21 protein-coding genes are annotated in these 20,988 nt (G+C 72.5%); 13 read left to right on the top strand and 8 right to left on the bottom strand.

Annotated elements, in window-relative coordinates:
• The first annotated feature begins 355 nt into the window (after positions 1-355).
• Positions 356-1,675: a guanine deaminase gene (gene guaD, locus BUQ68_RS20220; protein ID WP_075217837.1), complete on the top strand. Its 1,320-nt coding sequence runs from the start codon at positions 356-358 to the stop codon at positions 1,673-1,675.
• Between the two features lie 205 nt (positions 1,676-1,880).
• Here guaD and BUQ68_RS20215 read toward each other — a convergent pair whose 3' ends face one another.
• Positions 1,881-2,240, bottom strand: coding sequence for a hypothetical protein (locus BUQ68_RS20215; protein WP_075217836.1), 360 nt, complete (start codon positions 2,238-2,240; stop codon positions 1,881-1,883).
• 252 nt (positions 2,241-2,492) lie between these two features.
• Here BUQ68_RS20215 and BUQ68_RS20210 point away from each other — a divergent pair, with 252 nt between their 5' ends.
• The 6 genes from BUQ68_RS20210 to BUQ68_RS20185 all read left to right on the top strand — a co-directional run bounded on the left by BUQ68_RS20210 (position 2,493) and on the right by BUQ68_RS20185 (position 7,715).
• Positions 2,493-3,032 (top strand): cytochrome b, encoded by a 540-nt coding sequence (locus tag BUQ68_RS20210; protein ID WP_075217835.1) that lies wholly within the window; start codon positions 2,493-2,495, stop codon positions 3,030-3,032.
• Positions 3,033-4,010, top strand: a complete 978-nt coding sequence (locus BUQ68_RS20205; RefSeq protein ID WP_075217834.1) for a zinc-dependent alcohol dehydrogenase — start codon at positions 3,033-3,035, stop codon at positions 4,008-4,010. It abuts the gene before it with no gap.
• Between the two features lie 152 nt (positions 4,011-4,162).
• Positions 4,163-4,561, top strand: a complete 399-nt coding sequence (locus tag BUQ68_RS20200; protein ID WP_075217833.1) for a 6-pyruvoyl trahydropterin synthase family protein — start codon at positions 4,163-4,165, stop codon at positions 4,559-4,561.
• Positions 4,558-5,622 (top strand): glycosyltransferase family 4 protein, encoded by a 1,065-nt coding sequence (locus tag BUQ68_RS20195; protein ID WP_075217832.1) that lies wholly within the window; start codon positions 4,558-4,560, stop codon positions 5,620-5,622. The genes BUQ68_RS20200 and BUQ68_RS20195 overlap by 4 nt, the downstream gene beginning before the upstream one ends.
• Positions 5,619-6,404 (top strand): class I SAM-dependent methyltransferase, encoded by a 786-nt coding sequence (locus BUQ68_RS20190; RefSeq protein ID WP_075217831.1) that lies wholly within the window; start codon positions 5,619-5,621, stop codon positions 6,402-6,404. The genes BUQ68_RS20195 and BUQ68_RS20190 overlap by 4 nt, the downstream gene beginning before the upstream one ends.
• 63 nt (positions 6,405-6,467) lie before the next feature.
• Positions 6,468-7,715 carry an amidohydrolase family protein gene (locus BUQ68_RS20185; protein ID WP_075217830.1) on the top strand — a complete coding sequence of 416 codons (1,248 nt, stop codon included), beginning with the start codon at positions 6,468-6,470 and terminating at the stop codon, positions 7,713-7,715.
• A gap of 16 nt (positions 7,716-7,731) precedes the next feature.
• Here BUQ68_RS20185 and BUQ68_RS20180 read toward each other — a convergent pair whose 3' ends face one another.
• Positions 7,732-8,643: an SDR family oxidoreductase gene (locus tag BUQ68_RS20180; protein ID WP_075217829.1), complete on the bottom strand. Its 912-nt coding sequence runs from the start codon at positions 8,641-8,643 to the stop codon at positions 7,732-7,734.
• A gap of 168 nt (positions 8,644-8,811) precedes the next feature.
• Here BUQ68_RS20180 and BUQ68_RS20175 point away from each other — a divergent pair, with 168 nt between their 5' ends.
• A complete protein-coding gene (locus BUQ68_RS20175) occupies positions 8,812-9,207 on the top strand; it encodes a winged helix-turn-helix transcriptional regulator (protein WP_075217828.1) in 396 nt (131 codons plus the stop codon).
• A 94-nt stretch (positions 9,208-9,301) separates the two neighbouring features.
• Here the strand turns inward: BUQ68_RS20175 and BUQ68_RS20170 are convergent, their stop codons facing one another.
• Together BUQ68_RS20170 and BUQ68_RS20165 are read right to left on the bottom strand one after the other, a co-directional pair.
• Positions 9,302-9,514, bottom strand: coding sequence for a hypothetical protein (locus BUQ68_RS20170; protein ID WP_075217827.1), 213 nt, complete (start codon positions 9,512-9,514; stop codon positions 9,302-9,304).
• A 91-nt stretch (positions 9,515-9,605) separates the two neighbouring features.
• Positions 9,606-10,298 carry a L,D-transpeptidase gene (locus BUQ68_RS20165; RefSeq protein ID WP_245293330.1) on the bottom strand — a complete coding sequence of 231 codons (693 nt, stop codon included), beginning with the start codon at positions 10,296-10,298 and terminating at the stop codon, positions 9,606-9,608.
• A 549-nt stretch (positions 10,299-10,847) separates the two neighbouring features.
• On the opposite strand from BUQ68_RS20165, the gene BUQ68_RS20160 reads away from it, so the two are divergent.
• Entirely contained in the window at positions 10,848-13,406 is a 2,559-nt protein-coding gene (locus BUQ68_RS20160; protein WP_245293329.1) for a DNA translocase FtsK, read from the top strand.
• Positions 13,407-13,779: 373 nt separating this feature from the next.
• Positions 13,780-14,352 (top strand): DUF1003 domain-containing protein, encoded by a 573-nt coding sequence (locus BUQ68_RS20155; protein ID WP_075217826.1) that lies wholly within the window; start codon positions 13,780-13,782, stop codon positions 14,350-14,352.
• A 217-nt stretch (positions 14,353-14,569) separates the two neighbouring features.
• Here BUQ68_RS20155 and BUQ68_RS20150 read toward each other — a convergent pair whose 3' ends face one another.
• Complete coding sequence (locus BUQ68_RS20150; RefSeq protein ID WP_075217825.1) at positions 14,570-14,830, bottom strand: GlsB/YeaQ/YmgE family stress response membrane protein; 261 nt, start codon at positions 14,828-14,830, stop codon at positions 14,570-14,572.
• 82 nt (positions 14,831-14,912) lie between these two features.
• Positions 14,913-15,176 (bottom strand): hypothetical protein, encoded by a 264-nt coding sequence (locus BUQ68_RS20145; RefSeq protein WP_075217824.1) that lies wholly within the window; start codon positions 15,174-15,176, stop codon positions 14,913-14,915.
• Positions 15,177-15,408: 232 nt separating this feature from the next.
• On the opposite strand from BUQ68_RS20145, the gene BUQ68_RS20140 reads away from it, so the two are divergent.
• The 3 genes from BUQ68_RS20140 to BUQ68_RS20130 all read left to right on the top strand — a co-directional run bounded on the left by BUQ68_RS20140 (position 15,409) and on the right by BUQ68_RS20130 (position 17,873).
• Positions 15,409-16,029 carry a TetR/AcrR family transcriptional regulator gene (locus BUQ68_RS20140; RefSeq protein WP_075217823.1) on the top strand — a complete coding sequence of 207 codons (621 nt, stop codon included), beginning with the start codon at positions 15,409-15,411 and terminating at the stop codon, positions 16,027-16,029.
• A gap of 116 nt (positions 16,030-16,145) precedes the next feature.
• Positions 16,146-17,435, top strand: coding sequence for a serine hydroxymethyltransferase (locus tag BUQ68_RS20135; RefSeq protein ID WP_075217822.1), 1,290 nt, complete (start codon positions 16,146-16,148; stop codon positions 17,433-17,435).
• A gap of 99 nt (positions 17,436-17,534) precedes the next feature.
• Complete coding sequence (locus BUQ68_RS20130) at positions 17,535-17,873, top strand: PepSY domain-containing protein (protein WP_075217821.1); 339 nt, start codon at positions 17,535-17,537, stop codon at positions 17,871-17,873.
• Positions 17,874-17,939: 66 nt separating this feature from the next.
• Here the strand turns inward: BUQ68_RS20130 and BUQ68_RS20125 are convergent, their stop codons facing one another.
• Positions 17,940-18,218 carry a PilZ domain-containing protein gene (locus BUQ68_RS20125; protein WP_175577867.1) on the bottom strand — a complete coding sequence of 93 codons (279 nt, stop codon included), beginning with the start codon at positions 18,216-18,218 and terminating at the stop codon, positions 17,940-17,942.
• Positions 18,219-18,426: 208 nt separating this feature from the next.
• On the bottom strand, positions 18,427-20,976 hold the full coding sequence (locus tag BUQ68_RS24025; RefSeq protein WP_075217819.1) for a metallophosphoesterase family protein: 2,550 nt from the start codon (positions 20,974-20,976) through the stop codon (positions 18,427-18,429).
• Between the last annotated feature and the right edge of the window lie 12 nt (positions 20,977-20,988).

Below are 20,988 nucleotides of genomic sequence, written 5' to 3'. Positions count from 1 at the left end.
CCGACGCCGTCCGCCTTACGGTAGCCTGCCGGTGTGCCGCGTCGGAAGACGCGGGCTGGCGGGTCCGGTCGGCAGGGGAGCGTTGGTTCGTCCCTCGACGGCTTTCCTCAAGGCCACACCGTGCATGAGCGGCGCGGATCGGAGAAGATCCCGTCCGTGCACATTTTCTGCAGTGGGCTTCCAAGTTTCTGAAGAGACCGGGCTTTCGGAGGAATTCGGAGACGGCGGCGGCGAATGGCGCGGGGTGGCGGCGGTTTTCGCGACGTTCTGTCGCTTTCGCAGCCGCTGGTGCCGGGCGGATGACCGGTGGCGGCCGCACTGCTATGACGGCAGGGAACGGCGCGAGGGGGGCTTCATGGACGGACGGGCGGCGGGGCGGCTGATCCTCAAGGGCAAGGTGCTGAGCTTCACCCGGCGGCCGACCGGCGTGGGCGACGCGGGCAGCTATCGCTATCACCCGCAAGGCATCGTGGTGATCGACGGCGGTGTGGTGACGGCGGTGGCGGACGCGGGCGCGATCGACGCGCACCGGACCGCGGGCGCGGTGGTGGAGGACCACGGCGACCGGCTGATCCTGCCGGGGCTGATCGACACGCACATCCACTTCCCGCAGACCCAGGTGATCTCCTCCTACGGGACGCAGCTCCTGGAGTGGCTGGCGAAATACACCTTTCCGGCGGAGATGCGCTACGCAGACCCGGCGTTCGCGGCGGAAAAGGCGCGCTTCTTCCTCGACGAGCTCCTGCGCAACGGGACGACGACGGCGGTGGTGTTCGGCTCCTCGCACCTTGGCGCGGCGGAGGCCTTCTTCGCGGAGAGCGAGCGGCGGAACACGCTGATGGTGGCCGGCAAGACCATGATGGACCGCAACGCGCCGGACGGGCTCTGCGACACGGCGGAGAGCGGCTACCGGGACACCACGGCGCTGATCCGCGCCTGGCACCGGCGCGGCCGGCAGCGGGTGGCGGTGACGCCGCGCTTCGCCATCACGTCGAGCCCGGCGCAGATGGAGGCGGCGGGGGCGCTCGCGGCGGAGAACCCGGACTGCCTGATCCAGACCCACATGTCGGAGAACCGCAAGGAGGTCGCCTACGCGGCGGAGCTCTATCCGGACCGGGCGGGTTACCTGGACGTCTACGACCACTACGGGCTCCTCGGGCCGCGCACGCTGCTGGGGCACTCCATCCATCTGCGCGACGACGAGATCGCCCGCATGAGCGAAGCGGAGGCGGTGGCGGTGTTCTGCCCGACGTCCAACCTCTTCATCGGGTCCGGCCTGTTCGACCACGACCGGCTGGAGCGCGGCGAGCACCCGGTGCGGATCGGCCTTGCGACGGATGTGGGCGGCGGGACCAGCTACTCCATGCTGCGAACGGCGGGCGAGGCCTACAAGGTGATGCAGCTCCGCGGCCAGACGCTCTCGGCGCTGCAGGCGTTCGACCAGATGACACGGGCGAACGCGGCGGCGATCGGCGAGGAGGCGGCGGTGGGGCGGATCGAGCCGGGGCTGACCGCGGACCTGGTGGTGCTTGACGCGCGGGCGACGCCGGCGATGGCGCACCGCATGGAGGCGGTGGACGGGGACCTGGAGGAGGAGCTGTTCGTGCTGATGACCATGGGCGACGACCGCGCCGTGGCGGCGACGTACGTGGCGGGGGCGCGGGTGGGGGGATGAGGGGGGTGGGTTTGGCGGAAGGCGGGGCGGGATGGTGGTGATTCGCGCCTTTTCCCCAGGACGTCACCCCGGCGGAAGCCGGGGCCCAACCGCAAGTGGGCGGACCCGCACCGGCACGGGGATTTCGACGTCAGCTGGATCCCGGCGTTCGCCGGGATGACGGTCGAGGGGACGATACCGGCGCGGAAAAACGCCGCCCCGGCGCTCAGTCGATCACGAGGTCGGTGCCGACGAGCTTGCCGACTTCGGCCTTGTCGTCGCCGACCACGAAGGTGATCTCGGAGCCGACGGCGTCGAGGTCGTCGCCCTCGGTGACCACGCAGGCGATGGTGGTGCCGACCGCGCGCTTCATTTCGGCGGGCAGAACCTTCCACTTGATCGGGTCGGTGGTGATGGTCATGGCGGCGGGGCCGGTCTTCTCCGCGTGCTGGATCAGGCCCATGGCGACCATCTTGGCCATCTCGCCCCGGCAGTCCCGCGCCTTTCCCGGATTCGGAGCCGCCTCGGCCACGAAGGACGTGGCGAGCAGGATGGTTGGGACGAGAAAGGCAAGGGTGATGCGCATGAATGGGTCCTCCCGGGCGGGCACCGCTCGAACGGCGGCTTCGTGGTGCACTGTCGGTTAAAACAAGCGCCGTGACCAGCCCGGGTTCCGGCGAGGCCGGGGCGCGGTGTCGCACCGGCGGGACTGTTCGCGGACGGGGTGACGGATACGGACGATCGAAAGCGCTGCCGAACGCCCGTTACCGGCGCCAAGGCCATAGGCGGATGGACGCCGAGAGAGTAGATTGGCCTCACCCTGACCGGAGACCGTGCCATGGGCGTTCCGCACCTTATTCCGACCGTCGACCGCTACCATCCTGCGGCCCGGATCATGCATTGGACCGTGGCGGTCCTTCTGTTCGTCGTGTTTCCATTCGGCGCGGTGATCAAGTTCGTCAAGGAGGACGTGAAGCTCACCTTCTACGCCATCCACGAGAACCTGGGATTTCTGATCCTGTGGCTGATGCTGGCGCGCCTGACCATCCGCCTCCTCCGCCCGCCGCCGCCGGAACCGCCGATGCCGAAGGTGTTCACGCGGGCCGCGGACGTGACGCACAAGGCGCTCTATGCCGCGCTGATCCTGCAGCCGATCTTCGGGTTCCTGGCCACCAACGCCTTCGGCTTCCCGCTGAACTGGTTCGGCCTCGGCGTGCTGTGGAGCCCGGTCGGTAAAGATCCGGAGCTTGCCCCGCTCCTGATGACCGTGCATGTGGCGCTTGGATGGTCCATCCTCGTGCTGTTCGTGATGCACATGGGTGGTGTGATCTTCCACCACGTGCTCCGACGCGATCCGACCCTCTATCGAATGATCTGAATGGCGCCCTCCCCTCGCATGGCCTCCGCCCTCTGGATCACGGCGCCCCGCACGGCATCGCTGGAGGACGAACCGTTGCCGCTGCGCGGTCCGGGTTCGGTGCTGGTGCGCATGCTCTACACGGGCATCAGCCGGGGCACGGAACGGTTGGTGTTCGAGGGACGGGTGCCGGTGGGCGAGCACGAGCGCATGCGCGCGCCCTTCCAGGCCGGCGAGTTCCGCTTCCCGGTGAAGTACGGCTACGCGGCCGTGGGCCAGGTGGAGGACGGGCCGGCGGACTGCGTGGGCAAGCGCGTGTTCCTGCTCCACCCGCACCAGACCCGCGTGGTGGTGCCGGAGGACTGCCTGACGGAGGTGCCCGACGGGGTGCCGACCCGGCGCGCGGTGCTGGCGGCCAACATGGAGACGGCACTCACCATCGCGTGGGACGGCGGCATCGGCCCCGGCGACCGGGTGGCGGTGGTGGGCGCGGGTGTGATCGGCGCGCTGACCGCCCATCTGGCCGGCCGGATCGCCGGCACGGAGGTGACGCTCGTCGACATCGACCCGGCGCGGGCGCGCCTTGCCGCCGCGCTCGGCGTGCGCTTCGCCCTGCCGGACGCCGTGCCGACCGCGTGCGACGTGGTGGTGCATGCAAGCGCCACGGCCGACGGGCTTTCCACCGCCGTGGCGGCGGCCGGGTTCGAGGCGACCATCGTGGAGGCGAGCTGGTACGGCGACACGGACGTGGCGGCGCGGCTCGGCGGCGCCTTCCACAGCCGACGGCTGAGGATCGTCGGCAGCCAGGTGGGCCACGTGCCGCCCGCCCGGCGCGCCCGCTGGAGCAACGAGCGGCGGCTGGTGACGGCGCTCTCGCTGCTCGCCGACGACCGGCTGGACGCACTGATCTCCGGCGAGACCGCCTTCGCGGACGCGGCCGGCGCCTACGGGGCGGTGCTCGACGCGCCGGAAACGCTCTGCCACGTGTTCCGCTACTGATACAGAGCGGCTTCGCGCGCGGCTGGCGGATGGCGAAAGATGCCTTATCTCCTTGCGGTCGAGCTCCCGTCTTGCGATGAGGCGGGGGCGCGTGCGCCGGGCGGTTATTGCCCGTTCGGCGTGATCGATGCCAAGGACCCGAAAGGACCGCCATGTTCGCCGTCGAAGTTCGCGACCACGTGATGATCGCCCACAGCCTGCCCCGGCCGGTGTTCGGCCCCGCCCAGGGCCTGCACGGCGCCACCTATGTGGTGGATGCGGCCTTCTTCACCGACGATCTGGACGAGGACGGACTGGTGGTGGACATCGGGCTGGCGACGGAGGCCCTGAAGGCGGCGCTGAAGCCGTTGAACTACCAGAACCTCGACGCGCTGCCGGCCTTCGCGGGCCGCATCACCACCACGGAATTTCTCGCCAAGGTGCTGTTCGACACCCTGGCGACGGCGGTGCGCGAGGGCGCGCTCGGGCCGGGCGGCCACCGCATCCGGCGGCTGAAGGTGTCGCTCAACGAAAGCCACGTGGCGCGGGCCTGGTACGAGGGCGCGCTTTGACGGATACCGCGACGACGGCGGCGCCCGTGGTGTTCGCGGTGCCGGGCGACATCGACCAGCGCACCGGCGGCTACGGCTACGACCGGCGGCTGATGGCGGCGCTCCGGGACGGCGGAACGGCGGTGGAGCACCTGCAACTCGGCGACGGGTTTCCGGCGCCCGGCGCGGCGGACCTTGCGGGCGCGGACGCGGCCTTCCGGGCGCTTGCCGACGGCACGGTGGTGCTGGTGGACGGGCTGGCGGGCGGCGCAATGGCGGACGTGATGACGGCGCACGGGGGACGGCTGCGGTTCGTCTACCTCTGCCATCATCCGCTGGCAATCGAGACCGGGCTCGACTTTGCAACGGCCGAGCGGCTGCGGGTAAGCGAGGCGGCGGGACTCGGCGCCGCGCGGGCCGTGGTCGTGACGAGCCCGGCGACGGCGGAGACGGTTGTGGCGCTGTTCGGGCTTCCGCGCGAACGGGTGACCGTGGCGCTGCCCGGCACCGACCCGCGGCCGGCGGCGGCCTGCGCGGGCGATCCTCGGGTGCTTCTGACGGTGGCGACGCTGACAAGGCGGAAGGGCCACGACGTGCTGATCACGGCGCTCGGGCGGATCAAGGCCCTGCCCTTCCGGGCGCGGTTCGTGGGCGGCGAGACGTTCGATCCGGCCTGGGCGGCGAAGCTTCGGGCCATGGTGGCGGCGCACGGGCTTGAGGATCGGGTGACCTTCGTCGGCCCGGTGGACGATACGGCGGGGGAGCTTTCGGCCGCCGATGTGTTCGTGCTGCCGTCGCGTTACGAGGGCTACGGCATGGCGTTCGCGGAGGCGCTCGCCCACGGGCTGCCGGTGGTGGCGGCGCGGGCGGGCGCGGTGCCGGACGTGGTGCCGGAAGCGGCCGGGGCCCTGGTGCCGCCGGACGATCCGGAGGCCCTGGCGGCGGCGCTGGCGGGGCTTTTGACCAACCGCAAGCGCCTCGAGGCGGCGCGCGCGGGATCCCGCGCGGCAGGCGCGGCGTTGCCCTCGTGGGCGGACACGGCGGCGGTGATCCGTCCTGTGCTGGAAGGGGTGCGTGGATGAGTGGCTTTTCAACCGCCTGGCTGGATCTTCGCGAGCCGGCCGATGCGAGCGCCCGCGACGGACGGCTGCTGGCCGATGCCGCCGCCCTGGTGGACGCGGCCGACGACGCGCTGGTGATCGACCTCGGGTCGGGAACCGGATCGACGTTGCGGGCGCTCCAGCCGGCGCTGAAGCGGCCGGCCTCCTGGATCCTGGTGGATGCCGACATGGACCTCCTGATGGAGGCCGAGCGGCGCGCGGAAGGCCTTGCCGGCGTGGAGGTGATGCGCTTCGACCTTGCCGCGCCGCGCCCGCTGCCGCTGTCCGACGCCACCCTGGTGACGGCCTCGGCTCTGTTCGACCTGGTTTCGCCGGCCTTCCTGGATCGGCTGGTGGCGACCGTGGCGGCCAACCGCTCGGCGCTCTACGCGGCTTTGACCTATGACGGGACGACCACCTGGTCGGTGACCCACCCGCTCGACGGGGAGGTGCTGGCGGCGTTCAACCGGCACCAGCGCTCCGATAAGGGCTTCGGCCCCGCCCTCGGGCCGGCGGCGGCCCAGGCGCTCGCCGAGGCGCTGTCGCGGGCCGGCTACCGGGTGCAGGCGGCGGCGAGCCCCTGGCGGCTCGGGCCGGACGACGCGGCGCTGATGCGGCCGCTGATCGACGGCATGGCGGACGCGGTGACGGCGGAAGGGAGCCTCGACGCCGCGTCGGTTGCGGAGTGGCGCACCTTCCGGCTGGAGACCATGGCGGAAAGCCGCGTGACGGTCGGCCACGTGGACGTGCTGGCGCGACTTTGAGCTTTGCGGCCGACGTCCGGCGCGGCGACACTTGCCGCCGGTGAACGGTCGGAAGGCGGGCGGATGGGCTTGGATCTCGTGCTGACGGGGGCCGCGGCGGATGGGCACGCCGGGCTGGTGGACATCGCGGTCGCGGCTGGGCGGATCGCCGCCATCACGCCGGCGGAGGCGCGGGCGTTCGCGGCGAGCGACGCCTTGGTTCGGCCGGCGGGCGGGCGGTTCGTCTGCGCGGGGCTGGTGGAGACGCACATCCACCTGGACAAGGCCGGCATCATCGGCCGCTGCCGGATCTGCGCCGGGACGCTCGCCGAGGCGGTGGCCGAGACGGCGCGGGCGAAGGCCGCCTTCACGGTGGAGGACGTGGCGTCGCGGGCCGCGGCCGTGGTGGAGCAGGCGGTGCTTTCCGGCACCACGCGCCTGCGGACCTTCGTGGAGATCGACCCGCGCGCGGGCTTCCGCTCGTTCGAGGCGATCAAGGCCGTGCGGGCGGCGTGGGCCGGGCTGATCACCATCGAGATCTGCGCCTTCGCCCAGGAAGGCCTGACCCAGGAGCCCGAGACGGAGGCCATGCTGGACCGTGCGCTCGGCGACGGGGCTGACCTCGTCGGCGGGTGCCCCTACACGGATCCGGACCCGGCCGGGCATATCCGCCGGATCTTCGACCTTGCGGCGCGCCATGGCACGGCGGTGGACTTTCACCTGGACTTCGACCTCGACCCGGCAGGCGCCGACCTGCCGACGGTGGTCGCCGAGACAACGGCGCGGGGCTATGGCGGGCGGGTGTCGGTCGGCCACGTGACCAAGTTGTCGGCGCTGCCGCCGGACGCGCTGGCCGCCGCCGGGCGGGCGATGGCCGCGGCGGGCGTGGCGGTGACGGTGCTGCCGGCGACGGACCTCTACCTGACCGGACGAAACGCCACCCATCTCGTGCCGCGCGGGGTGACGCCGGCCCACCGGCTGGCGGCGGAGGGCGTGACGGCGAGCCTTGCCACCAACAACGTGATGAACCCGTTCACGCCGTTCGGCGACGCCTCGCTGATCCGGATGGCGAACCTCTACGCCACGGTGGCGCAGGTGGGGACGGACGAAGGCCTGTCCGGCGTGTTCGGCATGATCGCCGGCGACGCGGCAAGGCTGATGGGGGCCGCCGACTACGGCCTGCGGGTCGGCGCGCCGGCCGATCTGGTGCTGATCGACGCGGCAAGCGCCGCGGCGGCGGTCGCCACCGTGGCGCCGCCGCTCGCGGTGTGGAAGGGCGGGCGCCAGACGGTGGACCGGCCGCGGCCGCGGCTGATCGGCGGGCCGGGGTGACGCGTGGCGGCCGCGTTCAGTGGGCCGCGGCGGGGGCGCCGTCGGCAAGGGCGGCGCGGTTGGCGAGGAGCACGTCGCGGAGCGCCTCGGGCTTGCGGCCGGTGAGCCGTTCCACCGCGTCGGTGACGGTGCCGGCGCGGCCCATGCGGGTGTTGATGTCGAAGGTGACGATCAGGTCGACCACGAAGGACGGCAGGCCGGCGTCGACGAGGGTGGCGCGGAGAGCGTCGTCCGGCACCGGGATGACGGCGAGCGGGCGGCCGGATACCTCGGCGATGAGGGCGGCGATCTCGGCGGTGGTAAGGGCCTCCGGACCGCTGATCTCCTCCACGGTGGCGCCGGTCTGGGTGCCGGCGAGGACGGCGGCGGCGACGCGGGCGCAGTCGGCGCGGGAGACGTCGGCGAGGCGGCCGTCGCCGGCGGCGGAGTACCAGGCGCCGGAGGCGAGCTTCTGGCCGATGCTGCCGAAGAGATTCTCGAAGTACCAGTGGTTGCGCAGGATCGTGTGCGAGAGGCCGCTCGCGACGATCGCCGCCTCGGTGCCCCGGTGGTCGCCGGCGAACGAGACCGGCGAGGCCGGATCCGGCTGCGGCATGGAGGTGTAGACCAGGTGGCCGACGCCGGCCTCGGCCGCGGCCGTCACGGCGGCCTGGTGCTGGGCGAGCCGCTGGCCCGAGACGGCGAGCATGTCGGTGGAGACGAGGAGCAGGCGGTCGACACCGGCGAAGGCGGACGCCAGCGAGGCGGGGTCGTCGAAGTCGGCGCGGCGGGTCTCGACGCCGCGGGCGGCGAGGTCGGCAAGGCGGGACGGATCGCGGCTGGCGGCGACGATGCGGTCGCCGCTGTCGCGGGCGAGGAGGTCTTCCAGGACGAGGCGGCCGAGGTGGCCGTTGGCGCCGGTGACGAGGAGCGTGCGGGGGGCGGACATGCGGGTGATCTCCAGTGACATGGTCTCTATTTGAGACCAGGTCTAGATCTGCTATATGGAAGGCGGCCGCAAGACGGCAGGTTTTCGGCCCATAGGCACATGGCGGTAACCGGGCGATCCGGCGGTGGAGCCTCGGGCCGGTCAGCGGCGCGTGCGAGGAGAAGGGCGATGAGCGCGGTGAGCCAGGCGAACGTCGCCGACGAGCGGCTGAAGGTGTTCAACACCGAACTCTGTCCGGTGCGGGACGTGCTCGACCGGATCGGCGACAAGTGGAGCACGCTGCTGCTCCTCACCCTCGGCGAGGGGCCGCACCGGTTCGGCGCGCTGAAGCGGGCGGTGCCGGACATTTCGCAGCGCATGCTGACGCAGACGCTGCGCGACCTGCAGCGGGACGGGATGATCAGCAGGACGGTGTTCCCGACCCAGCCGCCGAGCGTGGAATACCGGCTGACGCCCATGGGCGCGTCCATCCTGGCGCCGCTCCGGGCCCTATCGGACTGGGCGGACGCCCACCATGCGGCCATCAAGGTGGCGCGGGCGGCGTTCGACGAAGACAAGGGCTGAGGCCCGGCTCCAAGGTCCCGATCTTTCGGGATCTTGGGCGAGGGAAAGGCCCGGCGGGCGCGGGCCGGTCAGGTCGTTGCTTCGGGCATGAGTCTCAGCCGCCGCCGAGGGCGCGCCAGGTCTCTTCGGAGACGGGCCACATCTCCTTGGTGCCGGTGTGCTCCACGTAGAAGAGATCGCCGCCGGCCTGCCAGTCGTCGGCATCGAGCCGGTTCATGGCGCCGGGTTCGAGCACGCCTTCCTGGTGCAGGCGGCGAAGGGTCGTGGCCTCGCCGTCTGCCGTCACCGGATCGTCCAAGCCGCGCATGGGGTGGGTCTCCCGTAGGGTCGGCGGGGTGCCGACGCTCGGGAGACCAACGGGCGCGAGGCTTGGCGCGTTCCGCCGACCGCGGCCGGTATCAGACCGCCGGGGCGTCCGGATCGAACGGGGCCGGGCCGGAGAGGACCAGCACCGAGGTGCGGACGGGCACGCGGCGGTGGAGGTCGATGATGTCCTGGTTAAACAGGCGGATGCAGCCGCTCGACACCGACCGGCCGATGGACTGCGGCTCGTTGGTGCCGTGGATCCGGTAGAGGGTGTCGCGGCCGTCCCGGTAGAGGTAGAGGGCGCGGGCCCCGAGCGGGTTGGCGAGGCCGCCGTCGACGCCGTCCTTGTAGGGGCCGTACCGCTCCGGTTCGAGGGAGATCATGTTCGGCGTCGGGGTCCAGCGCGGCCAGGCGGCCTTGCGGCCGACGACGGCCTCGCCCTCGTAGTCGAAGCCCGCCTTGCCGACGCCGCAGCCGTAGCGGAGCGCGGTGCCACCCTCCTGGATGAGGAAGAGGAAGCGGTCGGACGGGCTGACCACGATGGAGCCGGGGCGGCCGGGGCCGGCGTAAGACACGACCTGGCGGAGGAATCGCGGGTCGACCTTGGCGACGTCGACCGCCGGCACCGGGAAGGGCTCGTCGGGAATCGCCGCGTACATGGCCACATAGGCGGGATCGACGCGCGGGGTGGCGGGAACCGGGGCGGCCATGCGGCCGGACGCGCAGGCGGCGAGCGTGAGGGGAAGGCCGGCCAGGACGGCGCGACGGGTCAGGGCTTGGGACACGCGAAAACTCCAGACATCAAAGGTGCTTCCCTTTGAAAAGCCGAATGTGACGGCACCTTGGTCCGACTGCGGCCACGGGCGGGCGTCACCCGGTGCGGGGCACTTCCCATGGCCGGCGTTGCGGCTCTGCAACAGAGATCGCGGGCCGCCCGGAAAGCCGCGAGGCAGGAGCCACGCGGCTGTCGCCAGACCGGCCCGCGGAGGCATGCACCGGGCGCGCGGCGGTCTCGAGTGACGGCGGATTTTCGCGCCTTTCCAAAGCTTTCCACAGTTTTCTTCGCAGCCCTCGCGCGTCCGTTGAAGGGGCCGTCCAAACGCTTCGTTAACCCTGCGCTCCGTATTCGAAGAGGGGCATGACAAGAAGACCAGTGGCTGGCTCGAAGAGGCTTCGAATTGACGATGCGATCCGTGGCGCGACCCCCCTTTGAGACGACGGACCCGAAGCGCTCGACCGGCCCCGAGGCGGCCCCGGCGCCTGGCCGCGCGACCGTTCCGCCGTCCGGACCCGGCCTGGTGATGCGGGCGCCGGATACGCGAACCGACACGCGCATGGACCTTCGCGCCGGGACGAGCCTGCCGCCGCAGCCGCTGCCGCCGGCCGACGAGACCCTGGTGCCGGCCTGGTTCCACGCCTTCACGGCCGTGCCCAACGTGCGCTTCACCCGCACGCCCGACAGCCTGCGCCGGCGCAAGCCCGAGGATGGCGCGGAGGACGACGGGGCGGCGGAGGCGCTGCCGGAAGCGCCGCGTCCGGTTCCGGCGCCGCCCGTGGGCGCGCAGCGTCCGCGCCCGGTGTCGCGCCCGATCGTGGGGCCGCGCGGACCGGTGCGGATGCCGACGGTCGAGGCCGTGCCGCCGGCGGTCGAGGCGACCCTGCCGGCGGGCACGCTGACGGCCAGCCATCCGATCGTGGAGCCGGCCGCACCGGCCGTCGAGGCGCCGGTCGTGCCGGTGGAGCGGCCGTTCCACGGCATGGCACCGATCGGACCGGTGTCGCCGATCGGCCTTCGCCCGTCGGTCGCCGAGGCGGCGGTGGCGGAGACCTTCCAGCCGTCGGTTCAGCCGGCGCCGATCGCGGTGCGGCCGCGCACCGTGACGGTGCGCCCGGCCGTGGCGCCGATGCCGCTGACCCAGCAGCCGCCGACCACCGGACCGGCGCCCATGTCGGCGCGCGGCAGCCGGCAGGCGGTGCCGGCGGTGCCCCCCCCCGAGCCGGCGCGCCCGGAGGCCGCGGCCCCGACCGGACCGGTGGTGCTGGCGGACACGGAGCTTCTCGGCCTTGCCGGCCTGCCGCCGATCCGCGCGACGGCCCGCTTCACCTGGCCGGCCTTCATGCCTGCCGTGGACGAAACGGGGGTTGCCGCCGAACCGGCGTTCGAGTGGGCGGAGCCGGCGCAGGCCGTCACGATTGTCGGGACGGACCAAGCGGTGGCGCCTTGGGACGAGGTGCCGGCATTCAGTGCCGGGGTGCCGGCGATTGATGGAGACGCGGCGCCCGTCGGGCCGGCGGTGCCGTCCTATGGCGGGGCGCTTCAGGTGCCGGTGGGCCTGGAGGGCGAGGGCTACGAACTGCCGCCGCTGGCATTGCTGACCGATCCGCCGAACCAGGAGCCGTCGTTCGACGTGTCGGCGGAGTTCCTGGACAAGAATTCGCTCCTGCTGCAGCAGACGCTGCACGACTTCGGCGTGCGCGGCGAGATCATCGACGCGAGCCCCGGCCCGGTGGTGACGCTCTACGAGCTGGAGCCGGCGCCGGGCACCAAGTCGAGCCGGGTGATCTCGCTGTCGAGCGACATCTCGCGCTCCATGAGCGCCGTCTCCGCCCGCGTGGCCGTGGTGGAGGGGCGCAACGTGATCGGCATCGAGCTGCCGAACGCCCGCCGGGAGACCGTGTGGCTGCGCGAGCTCCTGGCGAGCCAGGAGTTCGCGGAGGCGCGGGCCAAGCTCGGCATCTGCCTCGGCAAGACCATCGGCGGCAGCCCGGTGATCGCCGACCTCGCCCGCATGCCGCACCTGCTCGTCGCCGGCACCACCGGCTCGGGCAAGTCGGTGGCGATCAACACCATGATCCTCAGCCTCCTTTACCGGCACCGGCCGAGCGAGTGCCGGCTGATCATGATCGACCCGAAGATGCTGGAGCTCTCCGTCTACGAGGGCATCCCGCACCTCCTCACCCCCGTGGTGACGGACCCGCGCAAGGCCGTGGTGGCGCTGAAGTGGGCCGTGCGGGAGATGGAGGACCGCTACAAGAAGATGTCGCGCCTCGCCGTGCGCAACATCGACGGCTTCAACCAGCGCATGATCGAGGCGCGCGCCCGCCACGCCGCCCTGATGGCGGCGGGCCGGGAGGACGAGGCGGAGACCTTCGCGGCCGAGATGGAGGGCATGACCCCCCTCCCCTTCATCGTCGTGATCGTGGACGAGATGGCCGACCTGATGATGGTGGCCGGCAAGGACATCGAGGGGGCGATCCAGCGGCTCGCCCAGATGGCCCGCGCCGCCGGCATCCACCTGATCATGGCGACGCAGCGGCCGTCGGTGGACGTGATCACCGGCACCATCAAGGCCAACTTCCCGACGCGCATCTCCTTCCAGGTGACGTCGAAGATCGACAGCCGGACCATCCTCGGCGAGATGGGCGCCGAGCAGCTGCTCGGCCAGGGCGACATGCTCTACATGGCCGGCGGCGGGCGGATCGTGCGCGTGCACGGACCGTTCGTCTCCGACCAGGAGGTGGAGAAGGTGGTGCAGCACCTGAAGCTGCAGGGCCGGCCGGAGTATCTGGACGCCGTGACGGCAAGCGACGAGATGGCGCCGGCCGCTCCGTCGGCCCCGAAGGGCGGCGACGCTCCGGTGATGGACGCGGGCGACTTCGCCTTCGTGCCCGAGGAAGCCGGCGGCGACCTCTATGCCCAGGCGGTGGCGCTGGTGCTGCGGGACCGGAAGGCCTCCACCTCCTACGTCCAGCGGCGGCTGCAGATCGGCTACAACCGGGCGGCTTCGCTGATGGAGCAGATGGAAACGGAGGGGATCGTCGGGCAGGCCAACCACGCGGGCAAGCGCGAGATCTTCGGCATCGGCCAGTCGTCGCGGGACGACGAGGACTGAGCGGGGACAAGGATTGGAGCGGATCGAGGGGCGCGGGACCGGGAGGTTCCGCGCCCCTTGTCGTTTGGCCGGGAATGAGCGGGCGGAACGGGGAGGCGTGGTCGGGGGTTCCTGGCGGCGGTGTGGGGTGGGTCGGCGGGTGGCCGGTCGCCCCTCCCCTCTCCCCAGGACGTCACCCCGGCGAAAGCCGGGGCCCAACCGAAGTTGGAGTGATCCTCGCGGTTGCGGATGGTCGCGCGGTCGGTTGGATCCCGGCCTACGCCGGGATGACGACCGAGGGGGGTGGTCGCGTGTGCTCAGCGCGGCGGCGTTCGCCGGGATGACGCACAGGGGACATGCGGCGGGGCGGGTCCATAGCAACAGGAGTGGGATCTTGAACCCAGTCAGAGGCCGTACGCCGGCGCAGCCGACCTTTCGCCGGCTCGAACCGGACGGGTTGTCGCCCGTGCTCGACCGGAACATCGCCGCCCTCAGGCGGCGACGGACCGAGGACCAGGTGAAGGCGGGGATGCAGGAGAAGGTGGCCGAGGCGGTGACGCGGTTCACCGGCAGCATGCTGTTCGTCTACCTCCACCTTGCCATCGTGGCGGGGTGGGTGGCGGTGAACCTCGGCCTGGTGCCGGCGGTGGCGCCGTTCGACGAGACGTTCGTGATCCTCGCCACCGCGGCGTCGGTGGAGGCGATCTTCCTCTCCACCTTCGTGCTGATCAGCCAGAACCGGGCTGCCGCGGCGGCCGACCGGCGGGCGGACCTCGATCTGCAGATCAACCTTCTGGCCGAGCACGAAATCACCCAGCTGATCGGCCTGACGCGGGCGATCGCCGACCGGCTGGGCGTGGAGGCGGCGGGGGATCCGGCGCTGGACGAGCTGGAGCGCAACGTGGCGCCGGAGAAGGTGCTGGACGAGCTGGCGGAGCGGGAAGGGACGGCGGAGGGGACGGGCTGAGGCGGGGGGTGTCGCGGGCCTTCGGTTGGGGCTCCCGCCCCGTTACCGACTGAACGTCACCCCGGCGAAGGCCGGGGTCCAACCGACGCGGGGATCGTCCACGCGGTGGCAGGTGAGGACCCGTCGGTTGGATCCCGGCGTTCGCCGGGATGACGGTACCGGGTGGCGTGAAGGGGGCCGGTTGGGGTGCCTGCCGGCCGAGGACCGTCGCCGGCCGTCAGACCCGGTGGCGGCGGCCGGAGATCATGCCCCAGATGACGAGGACGATGATGGCGCCGACGATCGCGCCGATGAAGCCGGCGCCGTCGTCCGGGCCGTACCAGCCGAGCGCGCGGCCGAGGAAGGTGGCGACGAAGGCGCCGATGATGCCGAGGATGGTGGTGAGGATGAAGCCCTTGGGCTCGTTGTCCCCCGGCATGATGAACTTGGCGATCACACCGGCGACGAAGCCGATGATGATGGTCCAGATGATGCTCATGAGTGGTCTCCCGGTTGAACGCACCTGCCAAACGGGAAGCGACGCGGAAAGTTGCCCTTAAATGTGCACGGCGCAGATCGCCTCAGGCCCCGCAGCAGACCTCCAGCGCCCTGCCCAGGCCGCGGCCGGCCGCCTGGAACGGGCGGCCGGCGGCCCGGATCGCGCCGTCGCGGCGCGGCATGGCGGGCCCGTCGGGGACGGGGCGGCGGCGGGCGGCGACGCTCGTCGCCAGGGCGCGGACATCGGCGGGGGTGACGCCGTCGCTCGCCATCACGAGGCGGACGATCGGATCGTCGAGGAGATCCGACAGGGTGGGTTCCAGGATGGTGTCGATGGCTCGGACCATGGCGCGTCTCCGTGCGAAAGAGAGTGGGTTCGGCTGAATCGAGACCATGCGGGCGCCGCCGTCTCCTCCCGTCCCGCCGGGGCGGGAAAGCGGCCGGAATGGCCGGGGAGGACCGGGCGGCGCGCCGTGCTGCCGCTCAATTCTGTGTCGTTCGATATATTAATGCTGGCGTGCTTGTGCGAGTCCGTCAAGCGGTTTATTTAGGGATCGATACAGAAAAAGGATCCGACCCATGGGTGCGCGTGGCAGACCGCGCGGTTTCGACCGGGACGAGGCGCTGGCGAAGGCCGTGGACCTGTTCTGGCGGCACGGCTACGAGGGCGTCTCGATCGCCGACCTGTCGGCCGGCATGGGAATCGCCTCGCCGAGCCTCTACGCGGCCTTCGGCTGCAAGGAACAGCTCTTCTTCGAGGCGGTCGAGCGGTTCGGCGAGACCAACGGCAACCGGATGGTGAGCGCGCTCATCGGCGCCAACACCGCCCGGGCCGGCGTCGCCGCCATGCTGAACGCCATGGCCGAGTGCGTGACGACGGACGGCAAGCCGACCGGCTGCATGATCACGCTCGCGGCCACCAACTGCTCGCCGGCCAACGACCGGGTGGTGGAGAAGCTCTGCGAGAACCGCCGCGCGGTGGTGGACGCCCTGAAGCTGCGCCTCGCCCGGGCGGTAGGGGACGGCGAACTGCCCGGCACCACGGATGTCGATTCGCTGGCGACCTTCTATGCCACGGTGCTGAACGGGCTCTCGCTGCAGGCGCGCGACGGCGCGACGCGCGACGCGCTGCTCGCCACGGTGGACCATGCCATGGCGGCGTTCGAGCGGGTGGCGCGGACGAACGGCGCGCCGGCCTGAGGCGGGCGGTTCGGGGCCGACGCGGTTCGGGCGAATCGCTGGAAACGGCGGCGGGAGGGCTTAAGCTTTTCGCCAATGGCGCCGCGGCGCCGGTTTCGCCTGACGGAGCGTCTTGCATGAGCACCCTTCACCCCGGCTATTTCACCGACGGGCTCGACGCCGACCCGGCGCTTGCGGCGGCGATCCGGGGAGAGCTACACCGCCAGAACGCCGGGATCGAGCTGATCGCCTCGGAGAACATCGTCTCGCGGCTGGTGCTCGAAGCGCAGGGCTCGGTGCTGACCAACAAGACGGTGGAGGGCCTTCCCTACGGCCGCTACTACGGCGGCGCGGAATTCGCCGACGCGATCGAGGCGCTGGCGGTGGAGCGGGCGCGGGCGGTGTTCGGCTGCGCCTTCGCCAACGTGCAGCCGCACTCCGGATCGAACGCCAACGCGGGCGTGTTCCTGGGGCTCCTGAAGCTCGGCGACACCATCCTCGCCATGGACACGGCGGCGGGCGGCCACATCAGCCACGGCCATCCGGCGACGCTGACCGGGCGGGACTACACCATCGTGCGCTACGGGGTGAACCGGGACAGCGAACGGATCGACCTCGACGCGGTGCGCGAGCTGGCGCTCCGGCACCGGCCGCGGATCATCGTGGCGGGTGGCTCGGCCTATCCGCGGGCGATCGACTTTGCGGGCCTGAGGGCCGTCGCCGACGCGGTGGACGCGCTCCTGATGGTCGACATGGCGCACTTCGCCGGGCTGGTCGCGACCGGGCTCCACCCGCACCCGTTTCCGCATGCGCACGTGGTAACCACCACCACCTACAAATCGCTGCGCGGCGCGCGCGGCGGCATGGTGCTGTGGAACGACGAGAGCCTCAGCGGCCGGATCAACGGCGGCATCTTCCCGGGCGTGCAAGGCTCGGTGATGCTGCACGCGGTGGCCGGCAAGGCCGCCTGCCTCGGCGAGGCGCTGCGGCCGGAGTTCCGCGCCTACAACGCGGCAGTGGTGGAGAACGCGCGGGCGCTGGCGGAGACGCTCGCGGCGGCGGGGCTTCGCATCGTCTCCGGCGGCACGGACACCGGGCTGATGCTGGTGGACCTGTCGAGCCGGGGCGTGACCGGCGACGTGGCCGCCAAGGCGCTGGAGGCGGCGGGGCTGGCGGTCAACAAGAACATGATTCCGTTCGACCCGCGCCCGCCGGAAGCCCCGTCCGGGCTCCGGCTCTCGGCGAACGCCGGGACGGCCCGCGGCTTCGGGGCGGACGCCTTCCGGGCGATCGGCGGCTGGATCGACCGGGTGGTGCGGGCGCCGGGCGATGACGCGACGCTTGCCGCCGTGCGGGCGGAGGTGGAAGCGCTGACCGCCCGCCATCCGATCTACGGCCCGCCGGCGGCGGGGATAAGCCGGCCTTAAGCACGGGCGGCGAGGCGGCGGAACAGGGACGGCAGCGCTGGCGTTTCCTCTTCACGGAACACGGCCCGGGATGGGTCCGGCCGATCGAGGAGACGCTCCATGGTCAAGGGTATTCTGGCTGCCGCCGCTGCGGCGTTTCTTTTGGCGGCCCCGATGGGCGCGAGCGCCCAATCCATCCAGATCGGGCCGGACGGCGTGCGCGTGCTGCCGCCCGAGCAGAGCGAACGCTACGAGCGCCGCGAGCGCCGGCGGGAGGTCCGCGAGATCAGCACGCGCGAGGCCGCGCGCATCGCCCGCGGCGCCGGCATTCGCGACGTGGACCAGATCGAACGGCGGCGGAACGCCTACCGGGTGTTCGGCGTCGACCGGCGTGGCCGCGACCTGACCGTGGACGTGGACCGCTTCAACGGCGAGATCATCCGCGTCCGCCGGGGCTGAAACCGGGCATTATCTTTCGACCGGCGGGCGCATCGGATCGGTGCGTCCGCCGTTTCGCGTTGTCGATCAGAGAAGCGCGGTCTCGCGGGGCGCGCCGAGGTGGAAGCGCAGACCCGCGTGGGTGTCGCTGCGCCAGACCACGTCGGCCTGAAGATCGCGGCCGAGGCGCGGGAAGAGGACCCGGACCACCGGGTCCAGCGGCTTGTCGCGGGGGATCCGGACCCGGCAGCCCTGGGGACTGAGGTCCACCACATGGCACGGAAAGGCGCGGTCACCGGAGAACAGCGAAACCTGCACCAGGCAGGAGCGCCGGGTGACCCGCCGATGGTTGCGATCGTTCGACACGGCGATCCGCTCCACATGCAACGAATTGATGCATGCTTCATTCCTAACGCGTCATGTGAACCGTGAAAAGACCCGATGTGTGGGGAAGATGAGGCGGCTTGAACGCCGCGGCGACCGGATCATAGCCGATTGCACGGCGGGTGTCTGGAATTTGGCGCCGGGTGAGCCGGAGGGGACCTGCCGGACGGGGACGGCGGTCCGGCGAGGATCAGTCCCGACCGCGCCCGCCGCCGCGGCCACCATCGCCGCGCCCGCCCTCGCCACGGCCTCCCCCGCGGCCGCTGTCGCCACCGCCCTTGGAGCCGTCGCGGCCCCCCTTGTCCGACGCCTCGCCGCCCCGACCGCCACCGCCGAGTGCCCCGCCGACCCCGCGGCCAAGGCCGCCGAGCCCGCGCCCGACCGCTTGGCCGACGGAGGAAGCGCCACCCGCGACACCGCCGACGGCGGACCCGACCGGGCCGGATCCTGTGCCGGCGCCGGACCCGGGGCCCGCGCCGGACGGGCTGCCCGACGAGGCCCCGGCCTCAGGGCCGGACGAGGCCGATCCGGAGGCGGCGGACGCGGACGGTCCGGTCGTCGAGGCGTTGGCGGTGGACGAGCTGGTGGAAGACGACTGCGTGGTGGATGAACCGGACGCGGCCGATTGCCCCCCTCCCCCAGCGGCTGAAGACACAGCGCTGGCAGACGTCCCGGCGTCGGTCCGTCGGTCCGCCGAGGCCCGTCCGCCGGTGCCGGAAGCCGGGCGACTGCCGGACCGGGATCCGGGCCGGGTGGCGAATTCGGCGTTCGCCGGATCAACGGCCGCGGCGTTTCGGGCCCGGTCGCGGGCGATGACCCAGGCCGGTCGATCGTCGTCGACGGCGAAGTCGAGCGCCGGACGGCGCACGACGCGCTGACGCAGGCGGCGCGGCCGCTTGGTGCGCTTTGCGGACCGCACGGTCGGCTTCTTGCGGGTGATCGTGGTCTCGGCGGTGGCGGCCCGGGTGGGCGCCGCGGTGCGGCCCGACGTGGAGGGCGCCGCCGGCGGCACGGAGAAGGACGGCTCCGCCGGCGCTCCGCAGCAGGCGGAGAGCGCGAGGTCGAAGGCCTGAAGGCGCGGGGTCTGGCCGTCGAGCGGGTTGTCGCCGGCAAGCGCGGCGATCACGCCCGGGACCGCCGGAGCGGCGGCGGCCAGGACCGTCGGGCGGGGGCGGGGAAGCGGCGCGGCCGATGCGGCGTCCGGTGCCGGCGCGTCGGCGGGATCGAAGGCGGCCGTGGCGGGCACGATCGGGCGCGCGGCGCCGGGCAGACCATCGGGGCGCGGGGGAGAGCTGGGCTCCACCGGGAGCGCCGCGACGGCGGAGCCCATGGGCGACGGGGAATCGGCGGCGTCGCTGGCGGGCAGATAGATGTCAGCGGATGCGGGCCGGTCGACGAGGGCCGCAAGGGCGCTCGCCTCGACCGTGCCGGTCGGTCCCGGCCGCTTCGGCGGCGGATTGGTGTCCGGCAGGAGGCCGGAGGGGGCGGTCGGCGCGCGGAGATCGCGCAGCGCCGCTTCCAGGTCCCGTTCGAGGCTGCGGAAGGGGGCGGGTTCGGCGGGTGCGGGGCTGGCCGGGGTCGGCGGATCGACGGTCGTTCGCGCGGCGGGTGCGACGCTGCTCCAGCCGGCGGCCAGGAGGGTGCCGGCAAGGCCGAACAACGCGAGGCCGGCCGCGGAGACCGCGACGGCACGGGGGATGGCGCGGGCCCGGCCGGGGCCGGGCGCCATCAGCGGCGGCCGCGGCGGCGCGGACGGCAAGGGAGCCGATGGACGGGGAGCGGACGTCTGGGGAGCGGACGGATAGGGTGCGGCGGCGAGCGGGGCGGCCAGGCCGGCGGGCCGCATCGGCGCGACGCGGAGCGGGGCGTGGCCGCCGCGGACCGGGCGGGTGGCGCGGCCGGTGCTGTCCAGAAAGGTGACGGCGCCGCCATCGATCCGCGCGGCCGTGAGGCGGCCGGTGCGGAAGGCGCCGGTGTCGACCGCCACCCGCCGCTCGTCGACGAGCGGGGCGAAGCGGACGGTGTGGCCGTGCACGACGCGGAACGGCAGATCGCCCGACCGGCGGTCCAGGTGCCAGTCGCCCGACAGGAGAAGGTCGGCCGGATCCTGGGCTTCGAGCGGGACGCCCGGGCGCAGCCCGGCGTGGACGAAGACGAAGCCCTCGGCGCGGGCGACGAGCGGCAGGCCCTGCAGGAAGGCTACGTGATCGGGCGGCACCGCCTGGACGGCCGCCTCGCGGACGGCGACGGCGGCGGCGGGCGTCACCTTGCGGGGGACGGCGACGCCGTAGGAGGCGAGCGTTCCCCGCCCGTCCACGTCGAGCCAGCCGATGTGGGCGACCGGGTCGGCCAGGAAGCCGAGGAGATAATCGTCGTGGTTGCCCCTGAGGCAGAGGCGGGTGATCCCGGGCGGCGGCGGGCCGACGAGATGATGCACAGCCCCGGCGCTGTCCGGCCCGCGGTCCACATAGTCGCCGAGCATGACGATGACGGCGCGCCCGGCCGCATCCGCCGCATCGGCCAGGATGACGGCTTCAAGAGCGAGAAGTTCGCGCAGGCACCCGTGCACGTCGCCGACCGCGTAGATCCGCTGGCCTTCCGGCAGGAGGACGTGACCGGCCGGCAGGGCAGCGGTGGGGGGCGGGCCGGCGCCGTTTACGGGCTCCACCGCGACCGGGCGGGCGACCGGATGCGGGCCGGCGGCGCTTCGATCGGCGGTGAGGTCGGTGTTCCGGTGCATGCCCTTGCCTTT

This window comes from Mongoliimonas terrestris, from assembly GCF_001927285.1.
In the GTDB taxonomy this organism is placed as follows: Bacteria; Pseudomonadota; Alphaproteobacteria; order Rhizobiales; family Pleomorphomonadaceae; genus Chthonobacter; species Chthonobacter terrestris.
Note: the sequence above shows the minus strand (reverse complement) of the source record. Positions and strands in the feature narration are given on the sequence as shown.

Bases quoted from the DNA above. Each gene is read 5' to 3' on its own strand.
- BUQ68_RS20140 (WP_075217823.1), top strand. From the start codon at position 15,409: ATGGGTGCGCGTGGCAGACCGCGCGGTTTCGACCGGGACGAGGCGCTG.
- BUQ68_RS20190 (WP_075217831.1), top strand. From the start codon at position 5,619: ATGAGTGGCTTTTCAACCGCCTGGCTGGATCTTCGCGAGCCGGCCGAT.
- BUQ68_RS20150 (WP_075217825.1), bottom strand. From the start codon at position 14,830: ATGAGCATCATCTGGACCATCATCATCGGCTTCGTCGCCGGTGTGATC.
- BUQ68_RS24025 (WP_075217819.1), bottom strand. From the start codon at position 20,976: ATGCACCGGAACACCGACCTCACCGCCGATCGAAGCGCCGCCGGCCCG.
- BUQ68_RS20170 (WP_075217827.1), bottom strand. From the start codon at position 9,514: ATGCGCGGCTTGGACGATCCGGTGACGGCAGACGGCGAGGCCACGACC.
- guaD (WP_075217837.1), top strand. From the start codon at position 356: ATGGACGGACGGGCGGCGGGGCGGCTGATCCTCAAGGGCAAGGTGCTG.
- BUQ68_RS20180 (WP_075217829.1), bottom strand. From the start codon at position 8,643: ATGTCCGCCCCCCGCACGCTCCTCGTCACCGGCGCCAACGGCCACCTC.
- BUQ68_RS20160 (WP_245293329.1), top strand. From the start codon at position 10,848: ATGGACCTTCGCGCCGGGACGAGCCTGCCGCCGCAGCCGCTGCCGCCG.
- BUQ68_RS20145 (WP_075217824.1), bottom strand. From the start codon at position 15,176: ATGGTCCGAGCCATCGACACCATCCTGGAACCCACCCTGTCGGATCTC.
- BUQ68_RS20135 (WP_075217822.1), top strand. From the start codon at position 16,146: ATGAGCACCCTTCACCCCGGCTATTTCACCGACGGGCTCGACGCCGAC.
- BUQ68_RS20200 (WP_075217833.1), top strand. From the start codon at position 4,163: ATGTTCGCCGTCGAAGTTCGCGACCACGTGATGATCGCCCACAGCCTG.
- BUQ68_RS20175 (WP_075217828.1), top strand. From the start codon at position 8,812: ATGAGCGCGGTGAGCCAGGCGAACGTCGCCGACGAGCGGCTGAAGGTG.
- BUQ68_RS20185 (WP_075217830.1), top strand. From the start codon at position 6,468: ATGGGCTTGGATCTCGTGCTGACGGGGGCCGCGGCGGATGGGCACGCC.
- BUQ68_RS20130 (WP_075217821.1), top strand. From the start codon at position 17,535: ATGGTCAAGGGTATTCTGGCTGCCGCCGCTGCGGCGTTTCTTTTGGCG.
- BUQ68_RS20205 (WP_075217834.1), top strand. From the start codon at position 3,033: ATGGCGCCCTCCCCTCGCATGGCCTCCGCCCTCTGGATCACGGCGCCC.
- BUQ68_RS20210 (WP_075217835.1), top strand. From the start codon at position 2,493: ATGGGCGTTCCGCACCTTATTCCGACCGTCGACCGCTACCATCCTGCG.
- BUQ68_RS20215 (WP_075217836.1), bottom strand. From the start codon at position 2,240: ATGCGCATCACCCTTGCCTTTCTCGTCCCAACCATCCTGCTCGCCACG.